18 protein-coding genes, 1 tRNA gene and 1 pseudogene are annotated in these 24,226 nt (G+C 58.3%); 1 reads left to right on the top strand and 19 read right to left on the bottom strand.

Annotation, left to right across the window (positions count from 1 at the left end; translation table 11 throughout):
* Positions 1 to 28: 28 nt before the first annotated feature.
* The 4 genes from IPP35_08860 to IPP35_08845 all read right to left on the bottom strand — a co-directional run bounded on the left by IPP35_08860 (position 29) and on the right by IPP35_08845 (position 5,313).
* Positions 29 to 2,362, bottom strand: coding sequence for a sodium-translocating pyrophosphatase (locus IPP35_08860; GenBank protein MBL0059199.1), 2,334 nt, complete (start codon positions 2,360 to 2,362; stop codon positions 29 to 31).
* Between the two features lie 84 nt (positions 2,363 to 2,446).
* The gene (locus IPP35_08855; protein MBL0059198.1) at positions 2,447 to 3,865 is read right to left on the bottom strand and encodes an MBL fold metallo-hydrolase; all 1,419 of its coding nucleotides are present in this window, start codon (positions 3,863 to 3,865) and stop codon (positions 2,447 to 2,449) included.
* Entirely contained in the window at positions 3,866 to 5,104 is a 1,239-nt protein-coding gene (locus IPP35_08850) for an NAD(P)/FAD-dependent oxidoreductase (protein MBL0059197.1), read from the bottom strand.
* 137 nt (positions 5,105 to 5,241) lie between these two features.
* A tRNA-Asn gene (locus IPP35_08845) sits at positions 5,242 to 5,313 on the bottom strand.
* A gap of 128 nt (positions 5,314 to 5,441) precedes the next feature.
* Between IPP35_08845 and IPP35_08840 the strand changes: the two genes are divergently transcribed.
* Positions 5,442 to 7,652, top strand: coding sequence for a transglycosylase domain-containing protein (locus tag IPP35_08840; protein ID MBL0059196.1), 2,211 nt, complete (start codon positions 5,442 to 5,444; stop codon positions 7,650 to 7,652).
* A gap of 9 nt (positions 7,653 to 7,661) precedes the next feature.
* Here IPP35_08840 and IPP35_08835 read toward each other — a convergent pair whose 3' ends face one another.
* The 15 genes and pseudogenes from IPP35_08835 to IPP35_08765 form a co-directional block, all read right to left on the bottom strand.
* Positions 7,662 to 8,624, bottom strand: coding sequence for a D-glycerate dehydrogenase (locus tag IPP35_08835; protein ID MBL0059195.1), 963 nt, complete (start codon positions 8,622 to 8,624; stop codon positions 7,662 to 7,664).
* Positions 8,621 to 9,736 (bottom strand): glycerate kinase, encoded by a 1,116-nt coding sequence (locus IPP35_08830; protein ID MBL0059194.1) that lies wholly within the window; start codon positions 9,734 to 9,736, stop codon positions 8,621 to 8,623. The genes IPP35_08835 and IPP35_08830 overlap by 4 nt, the downstream gene beginning before the upstream one ends.
* 10 nt (positions 9,737 to 9,746) lie before the next feature.
* Positions 9,747 to 10,730: an alanine racemase gene (gene alr / locus IPP35_08825; GenBank protein ID MBL0059193.1), complete on the bottom strand. Its 984-nt coding sequence runs from the start codon at positions 10,728 to 10,730 to the stop codon at positions 9,747 to 9,749.
* An 84-nt stretch (positions 10,731 to 10,814) separates the two neighbouring features.
* A complete protein-coding gene (locus tag IPP35_08820) occupies positions 10,815 to 11,900 on the bottom strand; it encodes a peptidoglycan bridge formation glycyltransferase FemA/FemB family protein (protein MBL0059192.1) in 1,086 nt (361 codons plus the stop codon).
* The gene (gene asnB / locus IPP35_08815; protein ID MBL0059191.1) at positions 11,893 to 13,713 is read right to left on the bottom strand and encodes an asparagine synthase (glutamine-hydrolyzing); all 1,821 of its coding nucleotides are present in this window, start codon (positions 13,711 to 13,713) and stop codon (positions 11,893 to 11,895) included. The genes IPP35_08820 and asnB overlap by 8 nt, the downstream gene beginning before the upstream one ends.
* A gap of 208 nt (positions 13,714 to 13,921) precedes the next feature.
* Positions 13,922 to 15,022 carry a glycosyltransferase gene (locus tag IPP35_08810; GenBank protein MBL0059190.1) on the bottom strand — a complete coding sequence of 367 codons (1,101 nt, stop codon included), beginning with the start codon at positions 15,020 to 15,022 and terminating at the stop codon, positions 13,922 to 13,924.
* A 178-nt stretch (positions 15,023 to 15,200) separates the two neighbouring features.
* Positions 15,201 to 16,109 (bottom strand): NAD(P)-dependent oxidoreductase, encoded by a 909-nt coding sequence (locus tag IPP35_08805; GenBank protein MBL0059189.1) that lies wholly within the window; start codon positions 16,107 to 16,109, stop codon positions 15,201 to 15,203.
* A 6-nt stretch (positions 16,110 to 16,115) separates the two neighbouring features.
* On the bottom strand, positions 16,116 to 16,865 hold the full coding sequence (locus IPP35_08800; protein MBL0059188.1) for an NTP transferase domain-containing protein: 750 nt from the start codon (positions 16,863 to 16,865) through the stop codon (positions 16,116 to 16,118).
* On the bottom strand, positions 16,862 to 17,839 hold the full coding sequence (locus IPP35_08795) for an SDR family NAD(P)-dependent oxidoreductase (GenBank protein MBL0059187.1): 978 nt from the start codon (positions 17,837 to 17,839) through the stop codon (positions 16,862 to 16,864). Before IPP35_08795 ends, IPP35_08800 begins: the two co-directional genes overlap by 4 nt.
* Positions 17,836 to 18,935: pseudogene (gene pseI / locus IPP35_08790) on the bottom strand (pseudaminic acid synthase). The gene IPP35_08795 and the pseudogene pseI overlap by 4 nt, the downstream one beginning before the upstream one ends.
* Positions 18,932 to 20,272: a UDP-2,4-diacetamido-2,4,6-trideoxy-beta-L-altropyranose hydrolase gene (locus tag IPP35_08785; protein MBL0059186.1), complete on the bottom strand. Its 1,341-nt coding sequence runs from the start codon at positions 20,270 to 20,272 to the stop codon at positions 18,932 to 18,934. The pseudogene pseI and the gene IPP35_08785 overlap by 4 nt, the downstream one beginning before the upstream one ends.
* 187 nt (positions 20,273 to 20,459) lie before the next feature.
* Positions 20,460 to 21,413 carry a glycosyltransferase family 2 protein gene (locus tag IPP35_08780; GenBank protein ID MBL0059185.1) on the bottom strand — a complete coding sequence of 318 codons (954 nt, stop codon included), beginning with the start codon at positions 21,411 to 21,413 and terminating at the stop codon, positions 20,460 to 20,462.
* Between the two features lie 99 nt (positions 21,414 to 21,512).
* Entirely contained in the window at positions 21,513 to 22,433 is a 921-nt protein-coding gene (locus IPP35_08775; GenBank protein MBL0059184.1) for a glycosyltransferase family 2 protein, read from the bottom strand.
* A gap of 83 nt (positions 22,434 to 22,516) precedes the next feature.
* Positions 22,517 to 23,290: a hypothetical protein gene (locus IPP35_08770; GenBank protein ID MBL0059183.1), complete on the bottom strand. Its 774-nt coding sequence runs from the start codon at positions 23,288 to 23,290 to the stop codon at positions 22,517 to 22,519.
* A 65-nt stretch (positions 23,291 to 23,355) separates the two neighbouring features.
* Positions 23,356 to 24,225, bottom strand: coding sequence for a hypothetical protein (locus IPP35_08765; GenBank protein ID MBL0059182.1), 870 nt, complete (start codon positions 24,223 to 24,225; stop codon positions 23,356 to 23,358).
* Position 24,226: the final 1 nt, after the last annotated feature.

The raw sequence follows: 24,226 nt of genomic DNA, 5'->3' as shown, positions 1-24,226 counted from the left end.
TCGAAAAGATCTTCTTTAAAGAAACGCGTTACGCCGCGGCCACCAATTTTTCCACGGGTTTCTTCGACCGGCGGACCGCCCAAATCAAGGCCGCGAGGAGAAGAGCCGCCACCGTCCATCCCTTGGCGCCCAAGTTTTGGTAGTGGACCACAATGGGCGCAATGATGACGGAAACCAAGTTCACCACCTTGATCATGGGGTTCAGCGCGGGCCCCGAGGTGTCTTTCAGGGGGTCGCCCACCGTATCTCCCACCACCGTGGCCTTATGCCGTTCGGACCCTTTCCCCGTGTTCCCGGCAATGTCCTTGGGCTCTTCTTCCAAGAGTTTCTTGGCGTTGTCCCAGGCCCCCCCGGCGTTGTTCATGAAAACCGCCAGGAGCTGGCCGGACAAGATAAGACCGGCCAAGAACCCACCCAACGCCTCCACCTGAAACACCAACCCCACCAGGATCGGGGTGAGAACGCCCAAGAGAGCCAAGCTCACCAACTCTTTCTGGGCCGCCGTGGTCGAGATGGCAACCGCCTGGCGATAATCCGGCGGAACCTTGCCCTCCAGAACGCCCAACCGGAACTGCCGGCGACACTCCTGCACGATCAATGCCGCCGCGCGGCTGACGGCTTGAATGGCGAAGGAGGAGAATAGCCAGGGAAGCGCCCCGCCGATCAACATGCCGACGAACACGATGGGCACGTCCACTCGGATGCCCAGGGCGGAAATTTGCTGGGAAGCTTCCACCCCCATGGAGGCCTGGGCTCGGCCCACGTCCACCAGGAACGAACCGAAGAGGGCCACCGCCGCGATCACGGCGGAACCAATCGCCACTCCTTTGGTGATGGCTTTCGTGGTGTTGCCCACTCCGTCCAGGTCCGCCATGATGCGCTGGGCGGATTTGGTTTCCGGATCCGTCATTCCGGACCAGGACATTTCGCCGATTCCGTTGGCGTTGTCCGCGATGGGCCCGAAAGAATCCATGGCGACGTTGTTGCCCGTCAGGGTCAACATGCCGATACCCGTCATGGCCACGCCGTAAAGGATGAACGTCACCCGTTGGCCCGGGGTCAACCCGGGGATGGTGCCGAAAATCGCGATGGACGAAACGATCGTCACCGCGATCACCAACACGGACCAGACCGAACTTTCAAAACCCGCCGAGACCCCTTGAAGGATCAAGGTCGCCGGCCCCGTATCCGCGGACGCCTTGATCTCCTTCACCGGAGAACCTTCCGTCCCGGTGAAATGTTCCGTCAAACGGTCGATCAGGATGGCCAGCAGGACGCCGGCGGCCACCGCCATGGGTGTCCGCCACCAACCACCCCAGGCGTCCATGGCGCTCGTGTTGAGGTAGAAAAACCCCGCGATAAAGAAGAGCGCCGCGCTGATGGCCGCGGAGGACAGGAACCCCTTGAAAATGGCTTTCATGGCGTTCCCGGAATTTCCGGGGCCGCCCTTCACCACATAGGTCCCGATGATGGAGGAAATAACGCCGATGCCCCGAACGATCAAGGGGAAAACGATCCATTCCATTCGTCCGGTGATGTGCATGAGGGCCAAACCCAGGATCAATCCGGCGACGATGGTGACTTCATAGGATTCAAAAATATCGGCGGCCATGCCGGCGCAATCGCCGACATTATCGCCCACCAGGTCCGCGATGACGGCGGGGTTACGAGGATCATCCTCGGGGATGCCCGCTTCCACCTTGCCCACCAAGTCGGCTCCCACATCCGCCGCCTTGGTGAAAATCCCGCCGCCCACCCGCATGAAGAGCGCCAGGAGCGTCCCGCCAAAACCGAAACCCAACAGCGCGTCGGGAGCGGCGATGCCCAAAATAATGAAGATGACCGTCCCGCCCAGGAGGCCGAGCCCGTCCGTCAACATTCCGGTCACGGTTCCTGCCCGGTAAGCAATCCGCAAGGCGTCGCCAAAAGACCGCCGGGCCGCAGAGGCCACCCGAACATTGGCTTGAACCGCCATCCGCATTCCGATCCGGCCCACCAGTAAGCTGAAGAAGGCGCCCATGATGAACGCGCCGGAGCGGGCAAAACCGATGATCATCCGGACCCGTTCTTCGGTCATCCCCGAAAAACGTTCCATGGCCTCTTCCGACGGCGGAACGATGTACACCGAGAAGAAAAGCGCCACCGTTAACACCCCAATGAGAGGGAGGATGGACTTCAACTGCTGACCCAAGTAGGCGTCGGCGCCGTCCTTAATGGCCGTCCACACCTCTTTCATCTTGGGAGTTCCGGCGTCCTCCCGCATAATCTGTCTCCGGAGAAAAACGGCATACCACAAACCAAGAATCGCAACGCCCAGAACGCACCAAATCGCGCTCTGTTCAAACAAGGTTAAACCATGCATGGGAAAAGGACCTCCTGGGTCAACATCGTAGATTGGAAAAGTGAATTTTAACCTTACCGGAAGCCCGGGTCAATGGAGTCGAGGTCAGTCCAACTCAAAAACTTCGCCGAAATGGGGGGTGATCACACGGAGAATGCCCTCCCCCTTCAGTTTTTCCTTCAGCGCCTCCCGTTGGGTCTGGTCTCCGTGAACCAGGAACGTCTGGGCCGGCCGCGGGGAAAGACTGCGGATGAACCAGGCCAGGTCTTCTTGGTCCGCGTGGGAGGAAAGGTGCGTGAGCACGTGGACCTCGGCGGCGACATCGTGCATGAGTCCGAAAATTTTCACCTTCTTCCATCCTTCCACAAGCCGCCGACCCAAGGTCCCCGTGGCTTGGTGCCCCACGATGAGCAGAGTCGTGGTTGAAAAACCGACCAAGTTCCGCAAATGGTGCAGAATTCGCCCCCCTTCGCACATGCCGGACCCGGCCATAATAATTTTCCGCCCGGGGGTGTTCATCAGCCGCTTGGAATCCTCCACCGAACGCACGTATCGCACCGAGCCGAGCCCAAAGGGGTCTCCGTCCTTAACGGCGAAATCCCGAAATTCCTGGGAAAGACTGACATGGGTCAAATTCTTTTGGAAAATCTCCGTGATGTTGGCGGCCATGGGGCTGTCCACATAGATATGGATGGGCTGGATCCGTTTCTGGCGAAGAAGTTTTTCCAAAATGACCACAAGTTCCTGGGTGCGTTCCAGGGCAAAGCTGGGGATCAGGATAGGACCGGCTTCCTTTTCCGAGCGATTGATCACGTTGGCCAGGAAGGATTCCGCCTCATGGACGGGCGGATGAAATCGGCCGCCGTAGGTGCTTTCGGTGATGAGGTAGTCCACGTGGGCGGGGATCTTGGGCGGCGTCATCAGAATGCTTTCCCTCCGCCCCAGGTCGCCCGTGAAGAGAACGTGGCGTTTCCGTTTCAAGGTTTTAAGCCCCAGATGCACCATGGCGGACCCCAAAACGTGTCCCGCGTTTAAGAAGGACCCCTCCACTCCTTCCACCACCGGGAAAGATTCATCGTAGGGGTGAGCCTTCAGCGCTTGCAAAGTTTTCTCCACGTCCGCTTGGTCATACAGGGGTTCAATGCGCAGGCCCTCAGCGGCGTGAATTTTATTGAAAAATTTCGCGTCTTCTTCCTGCAACATGGCGGAATCCATCAACATAATACGAAGGAGGTCTGCGGTGGGCGCGGTGCAATGGATCACACCGCTGTAACCTTCTTTGACCAGAAGAGGAAGACCGCCCGAATGGTCGATGTGGGCGTGGGAAAGCATGACGGAGGATATCGTTTTCGGATCGGCGGGAAAGGAACGGGTTTTGGCCAGGGCCTCCTGGCGATGGCCTTGATAGAGCCCGCAGTCCAAGAGGATCCGCGAAGACCCATACTCAATTAAATGGCGCGAACCCGTGACCTCCTCGGCCCCGCCGTGGAATCGAATGGAAAAATTCAGGGGTTCGTGTTCCATTTAAGGTTCCTTCGCCATGGCCCGGCCCGCCTGCCATCCGGTGGTCCAGGCGCTTTGGAAGTTGAAACCCCCGGTGACGCCGTCGATGTCCAAAATTTCGCCCGCAAAGAAGAGATGGGGAGACCGGCGGCTTTCCATGGTTTTGAAGTTTACCTCATTTAGCGGCACGCCGCCCGCGGTCACGAACTCTTCCTTAAACGCTCCCTTTCCTGTCATTTCAAAAATTCCCCCGGTGATTTCCCCCACCAGACGCGCTCGCTCGGCCATGGAAAGATCCGCCCATCTCCGTTCACGGCCCACGCCGGCCGACTGAACCAGCCGCTCCCACAAACGTTGAGGAATCCCCAGGGGCGAACGCCCCCCTACGGTTTTTGGGCCCGCGATGTTCCGCATCTCCTGGAACCGAGCCTGGACTTCCTCCGTTGAGCCCCCGGCCCAATGGATCCGGAGTTTCGCCACATACCCCCGTTCGCTCAGCTCGCGCGCGCCCCAGGCCGATAATTTTAAGACGGCGGGCCCGCTCAATCCCCCATGGGTAATGAGAACGGGCCCCGATTGAGAAAGCGCGGTGTCCTCCAAATAAAGAAGAGCGTTTTCCACCGCCACGCCCGCCAAGCCTTCCAACCGTTTGTCGGAGATCGAAAATGTAAAGAGGGAGGGTACCGGAGGCACAAGGGAATGGCCCAACCGCCGGGCCCAGGCGTATCCCTGCCGTCCGCTTCCTGTGGCCAAAAGGAGCCGGTCGGCGTGGAGGGATTCGCCTCCTTCCAAGACAAGCTTAAAACCCGATGGCTCTGAACGCTCCACCGCCCGAGGGCCCGCTCCGGTTCGGACGCCCACGCCCGCGGCTTGAGCCGCGTTCAACAACGCATCCACGATGCTCCCGGCTCGGTCGCTGACCGGAAAAACCCGGCCGTCTTCCTCCGTTTTAAGCTCCACTCCCCGAGACTCAAACCACTCCATCGTGTCCCGAGGCTGAAACCGTTGAAACGCCCCCAAAAGTTCTCGATGCCCCCGCGGGTAATGTCCCACGAGCGCCCTCGGCTCAAAACAGGCATGGGTGACATTGCAGCGCCCCCCGCCGGAGAGAAGGACCTTCCGCAAAACCCCCTCCCCCTTCTCCAAAACGGTCACCCGAGCCCCAGGGTTCGCCTCCGCGCAAACAATGGCGCCAAAAAACCCCGCCGCCCCGCCACCGACAACCACCACGCGGAGAGGCCCGTTCCCCGGATTTTTCATTTCCACAAAAAGACGCCCCTTCTTCCCCGCCGATCATTTTTCATGGATGTCCCCATCGACCGGATTGAACAAAAAAAGAGTCCGGCCTCCCGTCGCCACGCGCGAGCGTGCCCCGACGAAAAGCCGGACACCAAAAGCTCCCCGGGTTGGACTCGAACCAACATCCTGTCGGTTAACAGCCGACCGCTCCACCATTGAGCTACCGGGGAAAAATAAAAAGGACGGATAATAGAGGCGATTTTAGCATCCCAGGGCTGGCTTCGCAAGGATGAAGTGGGCCGTTATTCCGTCGATAAACTATTGAAGGGGGCTCCCCAAAAACGTAGGATGGGGTCCCATGATCAATCCTTTCGTTCGCTTCCGTCGCACCCTGGCGACCCTCCTGGTGCTTTTCACGATCGGGGTGTTGGGGCTCGGGCTCTTCTTGAAACGCTTTTTGGGGGACCTCCCCACCGTTCAGAATTTAGACCATTACACTCCTTCGCTCGTCACTAAAATATACGACGTTCGGGGAGAACTGGTGACCGAGCTTTTCGTTGAAAAGCGGAGCATCCTCCCGCTCCCGCTCATCCCGATGGACATGCAACGCGCGGTGCTGGCCATCGAAGACAATGACTTTTATAAACACATGGGCATCGATCCACGGGGAATCGCCCGGGCCATGTGGGCCAATTTCCGCGCCCGTCGCATGGTGCAAGGCGCCTCCACCGTCACCCAACAACTCGCCAAGAACATCTTCCTGACGCGGGAGAGAACGCTCTCCCGCAAAGTGAAAGAAATGTTGTTAACCCTTCAAATCGAGCGCAGTCTAAGCAAGGACGAAATTCTTCAACTTTACATCAACCAAATTTATTTTGGTCACGGGGCCTACGGGATCGAAAGCGCCGCCCGCACGTTTTTCGGAAAGTCCGCCCAGGAATTGACTCTGCCGGAATGCGCTCTTTTGGCCGGCCTGCCGAAAGGACCCGAACGTTTTTCTCCCTTTCGGCGGCCGGACCGCGCCATCCGCCGTCGAAACCTCGTGCTCCGCCGCATGCGGGAGGAGGGCTACATCACCGAACAGGAACAGTTGCACGCCATGGCCATGGCGCACAATTTCCGTAAAAAACCGCCGGAAAAGGTGAACGCCTCCTATTTCGTCGAAAGCGTGCGGATTCAGTTGGAACCCACCTATGGCGCCGAAGCTCTTTATAAAGGCGGCCTGTCCATCTACACCACCATGGACGTGCGGATGCAACGGGCGGCGGAAGAAACGGCCCAAAAACATTGGGCGGCTTTCGACGATCGTTACGCGGAGCAACGACTGATTGCGCTCCTCAAAAACAAAAAGATCAGCGAAGATTTCGTCGCCCGCTGGAAAAAGTGGAAAGCCGACCCGCTTAAGAACGAGGAGCCCGAGGACGTTCCGGAACCGATCCCGGTTCAAGGGGCGTTGGTGTCTTTGGATCCGCACACGGGCGGCATCCGCGCTTTGGTGGGCGGTCGAGATTTTCAAGAAAGCCAATTCAACCGCGCGCTCCAGGCCAAGCGCCAGCCAGGCTCGACCTTTAAACCCTTCGTGTGGTTGGCGGCGCTGGACGCGGGGATGACCGCCGCCACCATCGTGGACGACCTTCCCATCGCCTACACAGATGTGGAACACCGTCCTCGCCTCGTGGCCGAGGCCACGGACTACGCGACCTTAAGGGAGATGGTGACGGGATACTACACCGTCCCTCGGGAACCGGACGCACCGGACCCGATCTGGTCCCCCCAAAACTGGGACAACAAATTTCTGGGACCCGTGACCCTGCGGCGAGGATTGGCTTTCTCCCGGAACTTGGTGTCCGTTCGATTGATCGACCGTGTGGGACCGAAAGCCGTGGTCAACGTGGCCCACAGCGCCGGGATCACCAGCAACCTGGATCCCGTGTTGGCCCTGGGACTCGGGTCCTCGGTGGTGACGCCGCTGGAGATGGTGAGCGCCATCGGCTCCTTTGCCAACGCAGGCGTTCACATGAAACCTTACACCGTCGTCCGCGTCATCGACCGAAACGGGAAGGTGTTGGAAGAAAACGTCGGGCAGGGGTCGCCGGGCGTTTCCCCCCAAAGCGCGTATCTCATCACCCGGCTCATGCAGGCCGTGGTCCAGGAAGGCACCGGCTCCTACGCCCGAACCCTGGGCCGGCCTGCGGCCGGAAAAACGGGGACCACCCAAGACATGCGCGACCTTTGGTTTATCGGTTTCGTTCCGGATTTAGTGACGGGGGTTTGGATCGGCTATGACGATTTCACGTCCCTGGGGAAGAACCTGACCAGCGCGGGAACCACCGTGCCCCTCTGGACTGAGTACATGGCCCAGGCGGTGAAATACGTTCCGAACCGGGACTTCGCCATGCCCACCGGGATCGCCTTCGCCAAGATTGATCGGGACACGGGATTCTTGGCACTCCCCACCTGCCCGAACGTCGTCCTTGAATCCTTTCGGGAGGGCGCCGTCCCCACGGAGTTTTGCCCCGTGGACCACGAAACCGAAGAGGCGCCTCCCGAGGAAGAAATTACCGAATAACGATCCCGGTCAACCCCCGACCGGAGTGAGGGGCGGCCGCCCCTCCAAGACCGCCGCAATATTTTCCGCCGCCAAGACCGCCATGCGGGCCCGCGTTTCCACGGTGGCCGACCCCGCATGAGGCGCCAGAACAACGTTCGGTAAATCGGCTAATCCCGGGGAGAGCAACGGCTCCTTCTCGTAAACATCGAGCCCCGCCGCGAAGGGCCGCCCGGCCCGAAGCGCGAGGACCAGAGCCGCTTCATCGATCACCGGGCCCCGGGCGGTATTCACCAAAACCGAAGTGGGTTTCATGAGTTCCAACTCTTTTTTTCCGATCAGGTGCCGCGTTTCCGCGCTAAGGGGCACATGAAGCGAAACGAAATCACTTTCTTTCAAAAGTTCCGTCAGTTCCACCTTCCGTCCGGCCAACTCTTTTTCGATCTCCTCGTTCCGGGTTCGTCCCCAATAGAGGATCTTCATCTGGAACCCTCGGGACATCCGCGCCACCGCCGTACCGATACGCCCCGCCCCCACGATCCCAAGAACCTTTCCGGTGATTCCTTGCCCGAGATGAAACAGGGGCGCCCAGCCCCGAAACCCCCCGGACCGCGTCAAGCGGTCCCCCTCCGCCACCCGGCGAGCGGCGGAGAGAAGGAGAGACCAGGCCATTTCCGCCGTGGCCTCCGTTAATACCCGGGGAGTGTTCGTCACCACGATGCCCCGCTCCGCCGCGGCGGGGACGTCGATGTTGTCGTATCCCGCGGCATAGGCCGCAATGACCCGCAGGCTCTTGCCGGCCTCGATCACCTCGCGGTTCACGGGGTCCACCAGTTGGGTGAGCAGGGCATCGACGCCGTTTAAGGAACCAATAATTTCGAGCTTGGTCATGGGCCGATCCTCGGGGTTCAACTCCACCGCGAACCCATGGTCCTGGAGAACCGCCAGACCCTCCGGAGGGATCCGACGCGTGACGAGCACTCGGTTTTTCATTCTTCCCCTCTCCATTTTTTCAGGATTCGGTCCGCCGTCCCTTGAACCAGCGAAGCGGCACGACGGATCTTTTCCTCCTTCCCCATGCCGGCGGACCCGATGAGAAACACCGGCGCCCCCCGCCTCCGATAGCCGGGACCCGTTTCGCCCGCCAAAACAAAAAGCGGTTTACCCCATCGCCCACAGAGTCGAGCCAATTCCCCGAGGGCCTTCCCTTCCCAGGAGGTCCGGTCCACCCGGCCTTCGCCGGTCAAGACTAAATCCGCCTGTTTAACCTTTTCCTCCAAACCCAGGAGGCGAAAAATGGCGCCGACGCCGCTGACGCATGGGGCCCCGGCAAAGCCGAACAATCCGGCCGCGGCGCCCCCCGCCGCGCCGGCACCCACCAAGGGAGACACCGGTCGCCCCTGGGCCCGAGCCAGGCGCTGGAGGATTTTGAGCCCGCCTTCCAGTCGGCGAATCCCTGACGGAGAAGCCCCCTTTTGAGGCCCGAAAGCGCGGGCCGCCCCACGCGAGCCCAAGAGGGGATTGAGCACATCACAGAGAACCCTCAAACGCACACCGCGCGTCTTCGCGACGCCCACCTCGCAAAGCGAAATTAAATCGGCTCCCGTAGCGGGCCGGTCCAAGGGGACCACCCGCCCTGCCGCGCGGACCCACACCAGGGCCCCCAACGCCTGAAGAATCCCTAACCCGCCGTCGACGGTGGCGCTCCCGCCCAACCCCACCCAAATATTCCGGGCCCCCGCCCGGAGGGCGGCGGCGATCAATTGGCCGGTGCCGAAACTGGTGGTCTTCATGGGGTCGTGTTCCTGGGGAGACAACAGGGCCAGCCCCGAGGCGCGCGCCATCTCCACCACCGCCTGGCGGGAATTCGGATTGTATCCCCATGCGGCCAGGAGGGGGCGCCCCAGCGGATCGAGGACCCGCGTCCGGCGGAGGGTCAAGCCGAGAGGGTCTCGTAGCACGTCCAACGTCCCGTCCCCGCCGTCGGCCAGAGGACACTGAACCACGCGAACGCCGACCCCGCGCGCCCCCCTCGCCAGGGCCCGCGCCGCGGCGCGGGCGGAAAGCGATCCTTTGAAAGCGTTGGGAGCGGCGAGAACCTGCACGGAGAACGGCCTAACGGAGATAGACCTTGGGCCAGTGGGCCGCGGCCGTTCGTCGAAGGGGCATCTGAATCTCTTCCCCCTCCCGGGGTTTCGCCACGCCGCTCAAATCCACCAAGACGTGATTCATTCCAGGTTTTCCGATGAACGGGCACCGAACCCCGCGAACCATTCCCCAATAATGGAAGGAGGGCCGGCGCCCCTTCAAGACCGACGCCGGTTCCAACGTCAACCCGTGTCCGTAGCCCACGGGAATAGTCCCCACCGTCATGGCGCGGGGGAAAATAGACTCGCTCCCATACCCGATCCGCTGACCCGCCTGAACGCGCCCGATCCGAACAATCTTGGACAAGGGCCGCCAGGGGTTTTGGAGCGAGAGAACCCCCGGAGTCGAATGGATGCCGTAGAGAAGGTTCCCCACCCGAACTCCGTCCCATCGGTATTTTGGAAAATCCAGAAGGAGAGCACTATTGGCCACATGGCGCGGAACGGCGCGGCCGTCGGCGAACAACCGATCCGTCACGGCGCAAAACTCGGCCAACCGTTTTCGAATCAAAGGACCGTTTTTCCCGGCCACATAGCCGGGATGGGCATAGATCCCATCTAAGCGAACCCCAGGAGCTTTTTCCACCAAACGATAAAATTTTGGGAGATCCTGGAGCCCAACCCCCCACCGGCCCAGTCCCAGGTCGACCTCGATCTGCACCGACACAGGCCGCCGAGCGTTCAAGGACGAGAGGGCGCGAAGGAGGCGGGGGTTGTCCACCATCACAGAAAATTTGTTTTCGGACACCACGCCCGCCCGCGCGGGATTCACCGGCCCGGTGATCAGGATCGAAGCGCCGAGCCCAGCGGCGCGAAGGGCCAGGGCCTCGTTCAGATCGGTCACGGCCAGCAAGTCGGCGCCCGAGGCGAGGGCTACCCGGGCCACCGCCGGCGCTCCGTGGCCATACCCGTCGGCCTTGACGACCGCGGCGAAGCCAAGGCCCGGCCCGATTTCCCCGCCTCACCGCCCGCACGTTGTGGGCGATGGCGGCCAGATTCACCTCCACCCAGCGCAGAGCGTGGTCCATTGACGACATCAGTCGGCCTCGGGACGAGTCGAACGGGACGGACGAAGGAGGATCGCCCGCCGGATTTTCTTAAAGATCGGCCACCCATGAACCCACAGGAAATAGAGCCAAGGGACATACACGCGGTCGTATTCCCCCACAAACTCCGTCAGTTCCGCCCCAAAGCCTTTCTTGAACCGATACAACCCGTACAGCGGATCCTCCGGTTTCGGGTTGCTCGGCACGGCGCGGAAATCGTAGAGCGTGCAGGCGTTGGATTTCGCCCAGCGGATCATGGTCCATTGCATCAGATGGTTGGGCATGTATTGACGGTCGGTGTTGGCGCTGGCGCCGTAAGCATACCAGGTTGTTTTCCCATGGGTGAGCGCCAGGGCCCCGGAAATCGGTTTCCCCTCGCGCTCGGCCAGGAAAAATTGAGCCTTCCCCTGCGCGCCCAACCGCTTTTGAATGTCCAAAAAATACCCCGCCGGCCGAATCAAAAATCCGTCCCGGCGGGCCGTATCGACGAGGATGCGGTAGAAGGTTTCAATCTCTTCGCGGGAAGCGACCGGGCGGATGGTCACGCCCTTCTTTTCCGCCAAACGAATGTTGTAGCGGGTCTTCTGATCCATCCCCTTCAGAAGATCCTCTTCGCTCTTCGAAATATCCAAGCGAAACACCAGCCGAGGCTGAACCCCCGAAAACCCGCCCGTCTCCGGCGCCCGCCGAAACCCGTTTTGCAAAAGAGGCCCCGAAATCCAGTCCATCGTTTTTGAGACATCGGGATCGATCTTAAGAAAAACCGCTTTACGTTCCCGCGCCAGCTTTTCCACTCGACGGAACAGTTCCGCCAAATCCTCCGCCGTCCATCCCTCCGAGAGAACCGGGCCCCGGGGCGCGTAAAAAAAACGGTACCGAATTTTTGGAAAATCCCGCTCCAAAACCTGGAGCCCCACCCGGAAAACGCCGTCCCGTTCCACACAAAGACGGTGCGCCCGCCAGCCCGACGGGGCTTTAACCTCGGACCAACCCGCGGTTTGAAACACATGGTGCTTAACGGCCGTGGCCGTCGTCCGATCCCACGCCTCCGCCGCCAGGGTCAAAGGTTCACCCATGGCGTTGCCACATTTCCAGCATGAGGAGAGCCCACAGGCGATACCCGTGGTCCCGTCGGCCCGATTGGTGCTCGTCCCATAATCCCTGAAGAACCTCGGGCCGGAAATAGCCCCGCTGGAGCGCCTCGGGAGAAAGCACGGTCTCCTGAAACATCGGACGGAGCGGCCCCCGAAACCAGGGTCCCAAAGGAATCCCAAACCCCATTTTTTTCCGCTTCAAGATCGACGGGGGAAGGAGATCCTTGAAGGTTTCTTTGAAAATCCATTTGGTCTGGGACCATCCCTTTAATTTCCACCGGCCGGGCAGTCGGAACACGAACTCCGCGAAATCGTGGTCCAGGAGCGGCGACCGTCCCTCCAAAGAAACCGCCATGGAGGCGATGTCGACTTTCGTCATCAAACATTCCGGCAAATAGGTCGAAAAATCCGTGTAGAGCGTCCGGTTGATGACATCGGCGCTGGGCGCCCGGTCGAAGGCTTGTCGAATATAGCGCAACGCCCGTCCCTCGGCAACCCGGGAAGCGAAGGCTTCCGTATAGAGCGCGCGTTTGAGCGGGTCCGGGAAAAAACAAGAAAACCCGAGATGGCGCGCCGCGGGGTCCGATTCCCCCACGCTCTCCATCAAGCGCCGAACCCGCCACACCCACCCCTTGGAACCCCCGCGATCTCCGAGTAGGGAAAGCGTTTTGGCCCCCGCTTTCCAAACCGCTCCGGGAACGGCCCGCGCCCTGTGGGCCCCCAGGGCCGCCACGTGCCGAAGGTATCCCGCGAAGTTCTCGTCCCCCCCGTCGCCGTTCAAGGCCACGGTGACGTGCCGCCGGGTCTCCCGCGCCACGTAATAGGTCGGCAGGGCGGAGGGGTCCGCGAAAGGCTCGCCGTAATGGCGGGCCAGAAGGGGAAGCACTTCCGCCATCTCGGGCTTGACCACGAACTCCGTGTGGTCGGTCCCGAACCGCCGGGCCACCTCCTTGGCGAAGGGGAGTTCGGAAAATTCCTCATGGTCGAACCCAATGGAAAAGGTTTTAACGGGCTGGTCCGACAATTCGCTCATGAGCCCCACGATGACGGAGGAATCGATACCGCCCGAAAGAAACGCGCCCAAAGGAACCTCGGAGATCAGTCGCATTTTGACCGCCTCGGTCAATCGTCGGCGGATCTCGAACTTGGCCTCTTCCAACCCGATCGATAAGGGCGGTTGGTTAACCGGAAGGTCCCAATACCGTTCCACCCGCACCGCGCCTTTCTCCACGATCAAACGGTGGGCCGGGGGAAGTTTCCGAACATTTTTGTAGATGGTGAACGGGCTGGGGATATACTGAAAACTTAAAAACAGATCCAGCGCCTCGGGGTGCATTTCCGGATCAAAGTCCGGGAACTTTTTAAGCGCCTGAAGTTCAGACGCCCACGCCAGCCGGCCGCCCCGTTCCATGTAGAAGAGCGGCTTTTTCCCGAACCGGTCCCGAGCTAAAAACAACCGCTGGCGTTTCTCGTCCCACAAGGAAAAAGCGAACATCCCCCGAAGCCGCCGAACGCACTCCACGCCTTCTTCCTCATACAGATGGACAATGGTTTCCGTGTCCGAATGGGTTTTAAACCGGTGCCCCTTGGCCTCCAACTCTTTCCGCAAAACCTCGAAATTATAAATCTCCCCGTTAAAAACAATCCCCACCGTCCCATCTTCATTGAAGATCGGCTGTCGCCCCCCCGCCACATCAATGATCGCCAACCGCCGCATGGCCAACCCCACCCGACCGTCGGGCGAAACCCAAGCGCCGCCCCCATCCGGTCCCCGGTGAGCCAAAGCATCCGCCATTTTCCCAAGTAAGGAAACAGGCGGTGCCCTGTTCTCGACTATAAAGACCCACTATCCCGCACACGGCCGGCCTCCTTTGCAATTCCCATTCAGAGGGCCAACCCGTCCAAAACCCTCGGCCAAACAACCGGACCCGCGGGAAACCATCCGGAAAGAGAAAAAGGTTTTGTAACCGGTTTCCTCGTCGAAGCCATCTCCGAATACATTCTTATGGAACAAACGAATTCTCGTAAATTGATTCTGTATCTTCGACAAACTTTTCCCACCGGAAATGGGTTTCAATGTGGGAAGAAGCCTTCCGCCCCATGGCGCTCCGCTTTTCCGGATCCGTCAGCAATAGAAGAAGGGCGTCGGCAAGAGCCTTGGGGTCTTCCGGGGGAACCAACAAACCCGTCTCGCCGTCTAGGATGACTTCCGGGATGCCTCCGGTTCTTGTGGCCACCACGGGGCACCCGGCCCACATGGCCTCTAGCAAACCGATTCCGAAACCTTCAAACCGGGAGGGGAGAACGAAGAGATCGAACTCAGAGAAATGGCCGGCCGCGTTTGGAATTTCACCCGTAAAGGAAACAAAATCTTTCAACCCTAATGTTTCCGAAGTTTTTTCCAGCACCTGGCGATCGGGGCCATCCCCCACAATTAAAAACCTCGCCGTGGGTGCTTTTTGAACGACCCGCTTCGCCGCCTGAAGAAGAACACGAATCCCCTTGATCTCGTCGTCCAGCCGCCCAACAAAACCAATGACCTGGCGGGGTTCGGGCCAAGGGACGGGAAGTTTTTCTTTGAGTGGGTTCCCTTTTTTCTCGGACGGAATCGCGTTTGGGAAGACCCGCACTCTCGAATCCTCCCTACCCGTCCGAGAAGAGAAGGCCCGTGCCACCGCTTTTGAGACGGCCAAAACCACATCCGCCCGCGCCCCCAGACACCTTTCCGCCTTTCGAAAAAGCCAAGAGGTTCCCTCGCCCATCTCATGGATATGCCAAACCAACCGACCCTTGCTTTTAAAAATCGCCGCGACCACATTCGCGATGGCTAAATGAGAGTGGACGACCTCGAACGAGTGATGACGAAAAAATCTGAAGAGCCTGAATCCCAGACGAACATCCCACCACCCCCTCCCCTCCAGAGCAAACACACGAAGGCCGTGTTGCCGCAAATATTCGGCTTCGATCCCCCAGGATTTCAGACAGAGGACCGAGACATCAAAGCGTTCGGGATTTATTGCGGCCGCCAATCTCGAAAGAAGTTTTTCCGTTCCGCCGATGTTCAATCCCACCGTAACATGGAGGACTCGGATTTTTTTTCCCATCACGCAGATTCCGAAAACGGTCTCCGTAAGATCGCTCTGCGATCGAATAGGTCCTCGGAAACCGACCCCCCGAACCCAAAGAGAACGCGGTGGGTCGGTCCCAGATCATCATTTCCCCACTCACTCGAGGGCCCAAGGATAAAAGATTCCGAGCCGCATTTTTTTACCAGAGGGGCCGTCACCTATTCTTTCCCATTGGGCGGACCAACGTTTTCACGGCAGTTGAGAAGCTTGATTTCGGAAACCAACCGGTGTGGCGGCGGATCTTGGCCCCATTGCCGACAGAGATGGAAGCGTGGAACCGTTGGGACCCTTTTCCCTCCATCCCCCAATCAACGCGAACCCCCGCCGCGTCAGCCAGGGCATCAAAAAGATCTCCCATGCGGGTCCCTTGACCCGAACACACGTTATAAATTTCACCCGGCTTTCCATCCCTCCCCAAAAGATACAGGGCCCGGAACACCTCTTCCAGGGGAAGGAAATCCCGGATCGCGTTCATCGGCCCGACTTTTAAATGACAAGAAGCTCCCCGAGGAATCCCTCGAAGCAAACCGATGACGCGGGAAACCGCAAAGGCAGGAGGAGCGTCCGGCACCAACAAATTGAACAACCGCGCCGCTACGACCGGAACCCCGAGCCTGGCATAGGCCATGGCCAACGAGGTTTGGAGGTATTTGGAAAGACCGTAGGGTGTTTCCGGGCGGGGAGTGTCCTTCTCGGAAAAACGCGCCCCCGGCTTCCCAGCTCCGTATTCCGCGGCGGACCCGATGATCACCACCCGGGGCTTCTTCCCCGGGAAGGCGCGCACCGCCTCCAACACGTTTATGGTCGAAAGAAGGTGCGCTCGAACGAGCGCTTCCCACGGCCCCGGCAGGGTTGTTCCAACGCAATGGAAAACAATATCCGGCCGGTTGGAAACAAGGGTTTTCCTAACAGAAAGGGCGTTGTCAAATTGGCAAGCCAACTCCCCTTGGCGCCTGGAATGGCGGGAAACTCCCAGGATCGAGGCGCGAGGATCCTGCGCCCGAAGATAATCCAGAAGGCGAGATCCCAAATACCCTCGACTGCCCGTGATCAAGAGTCGCACGATGGGTTAGAACGTCGAGACCGACGCTTCTTTTACTCCCAAAACTAAATCCTGCGCCTGTCGATAATCGTCCGGCCGGCCGATGTCCAACCATTGACATTGGCTGGGGAACGCACAGACGGGCTCCCCGGCGGCGATCAATTTTAAAACCAGATCCGGAAGGTCCAACCGCTCTCCCCGGGGGATCCATCGGAGAACGCGGGGTTCATAGACGTAGATCCCCATGCTGACTTCCAGGGAGGAGACGGGTTTTTCTTTATACCCGCGAACCCGGCGCTCCCCGTCCACCTCCAAAACCCCCAAATCAATCTTCACTTCACGCCGATGGGCGGCGATGGTCAAAGAAGCGGAACTCTCCCGATGGAATTTCACCAGCGCGCTGAAGTCCAAATCGGTAAGAAGATCCCCGTTCATGACGATAAAGGTTTGGTTGAGGTCGGGAACCAACGACAGGGCCCCTGCCGTCCCCAAAGGTTTTTCCTCCTGTACGAACGATAAAGTTATTTTTTCTTTCCAGAAGGGCCTTTGGTCGAAGTAAGCTTTAATCAGTTCGGCCAAGTGACCGACGGAGATCGTGATGTCCGTGATCCCATGGGCCGCCAATCGCTCCATCAACACCTCCAGAATGGGCCGATCCCCAACAGGCATCAGAGGTTTTGGAAAGTTGATGGTAAAAAGGATGCAAGCGCGTCCGCGGCCGCCGGCCAAAATGACGGCGCGAAGCCCCCGGTTTTTTTCGGGTGACAGGGGACTCATCGCGCGTACTCGTCGGGGCGATAGGCCGCTAGATGCTTTTCAATATAGGCCGCCGTTCGCCGAATGCCTTCGTCTAAAGACGTGCGAGGCTCCCACCCCAATTTCTCCCGCGCTTTCGCGGCGTCGCATACAAGGAGATCCACCTCGCTTTGCCTCGGACGCACGCGCCCCCCGGCCGTCGTCACCCGCGCCTTCCTCTTCAAGACAGAAAAACACCGCTCCGCCAATTCCTTGACGCTGACCGCAGACCCTTGGCCGAAATGAATCACTTCTCCCTCCAATCCCTTCCGATCCAACGCCGCAACGAACGCGCGGGCGGTGTCGGTCACAAAGGTCAGGTCCCTCCGAGGGGCGAGGTTCCCCAGGGAGATGGTTTTCCGCTCCGAAAGGATTTGAGTCAGGATCGTGGGCAAAACCGCCCGAGCGGACTGGCGCGGGCCGTACGTATTAAACGGCCGCAAAACCACAACGGGAAGCCCGTGGCTTCGGTGATACGACAAAGCCAATTGGTCCGCCCCCATCTTGGTCGCCGCGTAAGGCGATTGGGCCTGAAGAGGATGAAGTTCCGTCATGGGAATCCGCTGGGCCGTCCCGTAGACCTCACTGGTGGACGTTACGATCACGCGGCGCACTTTATTTCGCCGACACGCTTCTAAAATATTCAAGGTCCCCCGGACGTTGGTCTCCACATAAGACTCCGCCGCCTGGTAAGAGTAAGGGATCGCGATTAACGCCGCCAAATGAATCACCTTGTCGCACCCCTGGACCAAGGCGTTCATTTGAGAACTGTCTCGAACATCCCCGACGACAATGTCGAGCCTTCCCCGTCCCCTCGAATCGAGCTCGTCCAAAAAACCTCTTCGCCCCGCCCCATTATAGTGGACCAAGGCCCGGACCCGATGGCCCCGATCGAGGAGAGACTCAACGACATGGCTCCCGATAAATCCTCCCGCTCCCGTCACAAACAAGGTCATTTTTCGCTCCTGGATTTCCCCGTATCTTTGATCATTCCATCCCCTATTTTTTCCACAAGGTCCCACGTCAACGGCGTCCCGCGTTGTATCCCACGCGTCGAGCGGCGGCCCAACACCTCCGCGTAATGACGGGGAGGCAACCCGTTCGCCGGCCGAATGGAACGGACGTTGGTCTCGGTGAAAACGTCGCCCGACGCCATCTCTTGGACCACAAACAGAGAGCGCCGGAGAGCGCGACTCGCCTTCTCTTTCTCCCCCAAAACGTAATCAGATTTTCCGAGAGCTTTCTCCGTTCCACGAACAGCTTCCACCATGGCCTTGAACTCCGTGGGTTCCATTGAAAACGAACTATCCGGACCGGCAAACGAACGGGAAAGCGTAAAGTGTTTTTCATGAGACAGGCCCCCAACGCAACGGCGGCCACGGGGGCGGCCGATCCAAGCGTATGGTCCGATAATCCCACCGGAAAGCCGAAATCATGGGAGAGGCGCGGAATGGCGCGAAGATTCATTTCCTCTGCCGGCGCCGGATAGGCGCTGACACTAAGAAGAACGATCCCACGGGCTCCGTGGGTGCGGGCTTCGCGCACCGCTTCGTCAATTTCCTCCCGGGTGGCCATTCCCGTTGACAGGATCATGGGCTTTCCGGTTCGCGCCACGCGCCGGATCAACGGGATATCGATGATCTCGAATGACGAAATCTTATAACAAGGAACATCCATTGTTTCCAAAAATTCCACGGCGGTGGCGTCAAAGGGCGAGGAGAAAAGATCCAAACCCAAGCGTCGGGCCACTTCCTTCAGCTTCGGATGCCACTCCCAAGGGGTGTACGCCTCCTGATAGAGGTCGTAAAGCCGCTTTCCTTCCCACAAAGAACCATGGCCGATTCGAAAACAGTCCTGCTCGGATTTTATCGTGAGGGTATCGGCCGTGTAGGTCTGAAGTTTGACCGCGTCAGCCCCGGCGGTCTTGGCCTCCTGCAGTATTCTCACAGCCCTGGAATAGTCCCCCCCGTGATTCGCCGACATCTCCGCCACGATGTAGACCGGGTTCCCGTCTCCAACGTTCCGATCGCGGATCGCTGTGGGTTCGTTCATTGACAATCTTCCGTGGTTAACACACACCAATAGGCCGGAGTGTTTGAAATGCGCGTTTTCGCCCTTTGACGAAACCCCGCTCGAAGGAAAGCTTGGAGAGAAGCGCCGTTGGTGGGCTTCACATAAGCGTTCACAACCTTTTCTCCGGTGTCCCTCATGAACGCGCATGCCGCCGTTCGGATGAGACTGGATCCAAGCCCTTGCCCACGATAGGTCCTCTCGACAAAAACGGAAATCACCCAACCGATCTTTCGGCGTTCAAAACGCGCACTTCCAATGGATTTCCCCTGTCGAAGAACGGCAACGAAAATAACACAATGGGAATTATTAAGTCGTTCCTTAAACCAGGCCTGGTGGGGCCCCCATGGAATACGGGTTTCAGAAAAACTTGCCGCGCGGGCGGCCGGGTCGTTCGCCCAATTCCACAACCTTCGACAGTCGGAGGGACGGACGCGTCGAAGAACAAAGGGAACCCTTGGCGAAGCCATGTCCTGCATCATGGCCACCACGCGCTTGGCCCCTTTTCCATCAACGAGCCGTTTTCCTCTTAGAGACATTCGTTTACGAACCGATGGCGATCGCGCCAACCATTCGACTCGATCCCGGATTTCCCCTACCGACAAGGAAGCGATGGACCCCAGGCTCCAGGCGGCACCCTCTTGATGCATTGAATGGGCGATGTTGGTTTGGTTGTCAGATTGGGCCACGAGAATAGCCGGAAGCCCCAATCGAGCGATTTCCAAACAAGTGGATCCGGCCGCCAGGATTCCCAGGTCGGCACGAGACATCAGAAAAGCGATATTTCTTGGGTTTTTGTGAACGTGAACCCGATGAACACCCGCCCGGCGTGCCCATCCGGCGAGGGACCACGCCTTACGATACCCTCCGCCAAGAAGGACGTCGATCTCAAACCGAGGAGCCGGAACATTCGCCAAGGCCTTCAGAACGGTTCTCGTTATGTTTTTAGGATCGGTTCCCCCGCCCGAAACCAATATTCGTTTCACTGTTGAATGCCGAGCGGATCGCCGCTGGAAAGCGGAGAACTCGTTTCGCAACAACGCGTAGCGGGACCCTAACATCAACCGGGGGCGGGCCTCACGGCGAGGATAAAGGTTCGGCTTGGCGTGAAGGTTTTGATTCACAACAATGTCTGAAAAACAATTCTCGGAACTGCCGAGATCGTCAACCCACAAAACGCGAAATCCGCTTTTTTGCAAAATCTCTCGATAGCCGGGCCCGAAATGATATCCATCGACCACGACCCAGCGAGCCCCGAACCTCCGCGCCGCGTCCGCCGTTTTGACAGCGTCCGACCGGCCGCCGGCTCGAACCGTCAAAAGGGGAATGACGAAATCCCTCCAGGTATTCGAGACAAAAGAGAGGGAAGGCTGTTCGCCGTTAGAAAAACGACCCGGCCTCCCAAAGCGCGCCAAGCCTGCCCCAGCGCGATACAACGCATCATATGCCCAGTCCCCATGGCGGGCCCAGCATCCGCTCGAACCGCCAAAGGAGGCGGGGAAGGCTTCAACTCCATCCCCGTGACCCATCGTTGGATTTTGAAACCAGAGTGAACAGTCGAGACAGGTAACGACGGAGGGCCAACAATGAAGAAATGACTCTCGCCCCACCCAGGGAAACCAAAAAAAGAACGGCGCTCGGGGAAGATCCAAAAGAAAACCTCAGACTGCGAAAAAAATGATCGCGGGCCTTTTTCGGAAATCCAGCCGTCAACCACCGCAGACCGCTTTGATAAAAGAGGGCCGCGAGGGCCTCCTTTTTCACTTGGAGCGGAACAGAATTGTTTTTTGAATGCCAAAGGACCACGCGGACGGAATCTTTCCACATGGCTTCCTGCCTCGTCTGCATCGCGCTTTTTTCGTGCACCCGGTAGAACATAAGGGGCTCGGGAATATACTGAAAGGGCGTCACTTGCGCGGCTTTCAGAAAGAAATCCCAATCCACCACCCCGGCGGGATGAGAGAAGCCTCCTCGGAGCCCCCCCACACGTTGCCAGACATCCCTGTCGACCATGGCGGCGGAGGAAGCCACGCAATTGTATTTTAACATTTGGAAGAAGGGGTTTGAGCCTGGAGCCCCCGCGCGAACGCGGCGATACACTTTCTCTGACCTAAAACAATAATAATCGCTGTAAAACAAACCCACCCGGGGATAACGGCGGGCGTAATCATTGTAAACTTCCAACTTATGAGACGGCCAATAGTCATCGGCGTCAAGGAACGCCACGTATCGGCATTGGGTTAGAGAAAACCCCGCATTTCGCGCGGCCGCCAATCCGTTGTTTCGGGTGCGAAGGACTTTTACTCGACCTCCCCCCTTTTCAAGCAAATCGGGCGTATGATCGGTGGACCCGTCGTCCACCACAATGATTTCGTCAGGAGGCCGGGATTGAGAGTAAACGCTCTCCAAACAACGGGCAATAAAGTCCTCCGCGTTATAGGCCGGGATGACCACCGCCATCGTGATGGATTCCCCAAACAAAGGGGGCTTGGGTGGGGGCATCGGTCCCTTAACGAGGACGGCGCCCAGCGACGCCATGGGCGGAGGAGTTCAGCGCTTTCATCGTTTTTGAGATCTCTCGTTAAGCCGGATCTTTGTCTGTGAATTGAAAAGCAACCGGACCATCCCGGCCACATTTCCAAAACATTTCGAAATGAACGACCTCTTTTTGAAAACGATCCAACGGGCAAAATTTTCCAATGCCTGTCCAAAACTGGCCCACCAAAAAAGAGGGAAAGACAATTCCGGATGTTTCCTGACGAAATTATATCGGTTGATGATCTGCATTTGCCCAAACGTGAAATCCGCAACGCGATCACCCGGAGCGTGCAGATGAAGAACGGCCGCTCCCGAGACAACGTAAAGGTCATATTTTTTTGAAACGCTGTAACTAAAATCGATGTCTTCCATAAGGCCGTAGCCTTCGTACCACTCATCAAACCTAAAAGTCGAAAGAACTTCCCTTTTCCACATAGTGGCTCCGCCGTACAACCAACTGACCTTTTGTGTTGTTTCCACCGGGCAGTAGGTGGTGTTATACCCTGACCGCAATATTTTCCCCTCCGATTTGCAATCAAGGAAAAAGGGCCATTTGAGAATGTTGCCGGTTCTCCGGACGGGGTGGTTAACGATATTGAAGCCCGCTCCGCCCACCAACGCATCCGCCGTGGACCAAAACCGCATCAACGCTTCCAACGCTCTCGGTTCAAACACGAGATCGTCATCGAGGAATCCAATGTGCTCGATCGCGGGATCCAGTTCGGCAATCCCTCTGTTTCGCGCTTCGGTGATGGAGGTTTTTTCGCGGATGTATTTAATGGGAATGGTCGTGTGTTGCTCGAGGAGGGCCTGAAGGGAGTAGGAGCCCCCATCCACGATGACGATGGCCGCCGGCAAAACCGACTGTCGCTCCAAGCTCGCGAGGAGCCTCCCCATTTCCTGGGGCCTATTTTTTGTGGGCACGACGAAACCAAAGTTCACCGGGACATCCTATTCAAGGAATATGTTCATCGCTGATTTAGAAACGGGTCCGAAATAACGCCCGACGTATGCCTGAGCCTGGGTCACCCGCGCTTGCCATCGGGCTGGGTCCATGCTACCCAATTCCGCCATGGCCTGATGAAACGCATCAGCGGTGCGAACCACCCATTTAATGTCCGCCGACTCGTAAAGGGGGTCGAATCCAAATAATCATCGACTGGAACATAGAATACAGGTTTTCCGCGTTGCACACAATTCAGAACCAATGTGGTCGATGAACTGTAAAGAACCACGTCCGCCCAGTCGATCGCGTCGTCTTCCAAGGAATGATCCTCCCCATAAGGGAAGACGATTGTTTTGCGGAGATCGTTTTTTAACGGGATGAGCGGGTGCGCGCGCAGACGAATTGAATAACCACCGGGAGCCTTGAAGATCTTATTCAATGCAAAGAGAGTCCGTGCGTAGTAATCCGGACTGGTGGAAAGCAACACCAATACATGGGCCGGCTGTCGCCGGGGCGGTAAGATTTTGACTTCGCCGCCTTTCTGTCGGAGGGCACACCCGCTTTTCACGATCCCTTCGGGGTACCCCCCGCGATGGGTGAGCATATGGGCGGTTACCTCTCCCATGGAAACAAGGACGTCTGGGAGGGGAAGGGCTTCCGCCGCCGAAAGACAATATTCGGTGTGCTTCCCGGTGATGGCGGCGTGCTGATATCCAATGACGCGGGTCTGCCTGCTGAGGGCGCGAAGAACCATCATATCCGCTCGTTCCCAACCGCGGTTTTCATAGGGCAGAATGAACCGCTCCACATCGTTTTGTTCGACGATTTTCTTTGTCGTAAGCGAATTCATCATTTTGACCATATTCAGGCTCGCCCTCAATTCCTCCATCACCGAATCCTGCACAATCCGTTGCAGACTCATTCCTCGGAAACGGGGAACCCGGAGATCGTAAAAAGGCGAGAATAAAACATCCACACCGCGCGAATAAAAATCCCGACCAATTCGAACACGCTCAGCAACTGCTCGATGGAATACACCTGGAGGGTCCCGCTTCGCCGCAGGTATTCCACCGTTTGTCGATAAGCGTTTAGAACGATGCCAACGACCAATAAATTCTTTTGCCTCTCTTGCAGGTAAGGGAGAAGATCCCCGAAGTAGAGATCCCGATAAGCGCCCGCGACGTCAAAGGATCCCTCACTGAGGACTGTCTTAACAACGACCAGGCGCTGGAGGCCCGTTGGAAAAGGGGTTGGCCCAGCGGTTGTTTTTCGGAAAACGGAAACTACGAATCGATGGAGGACCTTTCCCGGAAGAAAATCCGTGAGAATTCTTAGTCCGAGCGGTTTCCCGACGCTGAAATCACGGATGATCCTGTTTTTAAAGTTGCGTTTTATTTGCCGGAGGACAGCGGCATCATCAAAGACGATCACCAAATCCTCGCCGTCGTATTTCAAAAGGCGGGTCAAACAGTCCGTATAAAAAACGCGTTCGCAGACCCGCGTGGAAAGGGCGCTTTTCCCGGCCAGGTCCAATCCGTCCCAGAACGGGGAATGACCGGCGTTATTGAGCGCCCCCATCCAAGAAACGAAATCGTCCCGAAAATGCGCGTTAACCTCCGAAAAGAGTTTTCCGGCCTTGATCTCAATTCCCCCGGCCTTTTTGAGCTCGTTGGATTCTGGACCATGGGCATGTTCCCTGAAAACAAAATACGAGAAAGGTCCGCCCGCTTTTTGTTCAACGATCTTTCGGACCCCCTTTAAATCATTGACGATGAATACATGGGTCATC

This window comes from Elusimicrobiota bacterium (assembly GCA_016721625.1).
Taxonomy (GTDB): domain Bacteria; phylum Elusimicrobiota; class Elusimicrobia; order FEN-1173; family FEN-1173; genus JADKHR01.
This window is presented reverse-complemented; position numbering and strand designations above follow the sequence as displayed.

Bases quoted from the DNA above. Each gene is read 5' to 3' on its own strand.
- IPP35_08860 (MBL0059199.1), bottom strand. From the start codon at position 2,362: ATGCATGGTTTAACCTTGTTTGAACAGAGCGCGATTTGGTGCGTTCTG.
- IPP35_08855 (MBL0059198.1), bottom strand. From the start codon at position 3,865: ATGGAACACGAACCCCTGAATTTTTCCATTCGATTCCACGGCGGGGCC.
- IPP35_08850 (MBL0059197.1), bottom strand. From the start codon at position 5,104: ATGAAAAATCCGGGGAACGGGCCTCTCCGCGTGGTGGTTGTCGGTGGC.
- IPP35_08840 (MBL0059196.1), top strand. From the start codon at position 5,442: ATGATCAATCCTTTCGTTCGCTTCCGTCGCACCCTGGCGACCCTCCTG.
- IPP35_08835 (MBL0059195.1), bottom strand. From the start codon at position 8,624: ATGAAAAACCGAGTGCTCGTCACGCGTCGGATCCCTCCGGAGGGTCTG.
- IPP35_08820 (MBL0059192.1), bottom strand. From the start codon at position 11,900: ATGGGTGAACCTTTGACCCTGGCGGCGGAGGCGTGGGATCGGACGACG.
- asnB (MBL0059191.1), bottom strand. From the start codon at position 13,713: ATGGCGGATGCTTTGGCTCACCGGGGACCGGATGGGGGCGGCGCTTGG.
- IPP35_08810 (MBL0059190.1), bottom strand. From the start codon at position 15,022: ATGGGAAAAAAAATCCGAGTCCTCCATGTTACGGTGGGATTGAACATC.
- IPP35_08800 (MBL0059188.1), bottom strand. From the start codon at position 16,865: ATGAGTCCCCTGTCACCCGAAAAAAACCGGGGGCTTCGCGCCGTCATT.
- IPP35_08795 (MBL0059187.1), bottom strand. From the start codon at position 17,839: ATGACCTTGTTTGTGACGGGAGCGGGAGGATTTATCGGGAGCCATGTC.
- IPP35_08780 (MBL0059185.1), bottom strand. From the start codon at position 21,413: ATGGCGGTGGTCATCCCGGCCTATAACGCGGAGGACTTTATTGCCCGT.
- IPP35_08770 (MBL0059183.1), bottom strand. From the start codon at position 23,290: ATGATGAATTCGCTTACGACAAAGAAAATCGTCGAACAAAACGATGTG.
- IPP35_08765 (MBL0059182.1), bottom strand. From the start codon at position 24,225: ATGACCCATGTATTCATCGTCAATGATTTAAAGGGGGTCCGAAAGATC.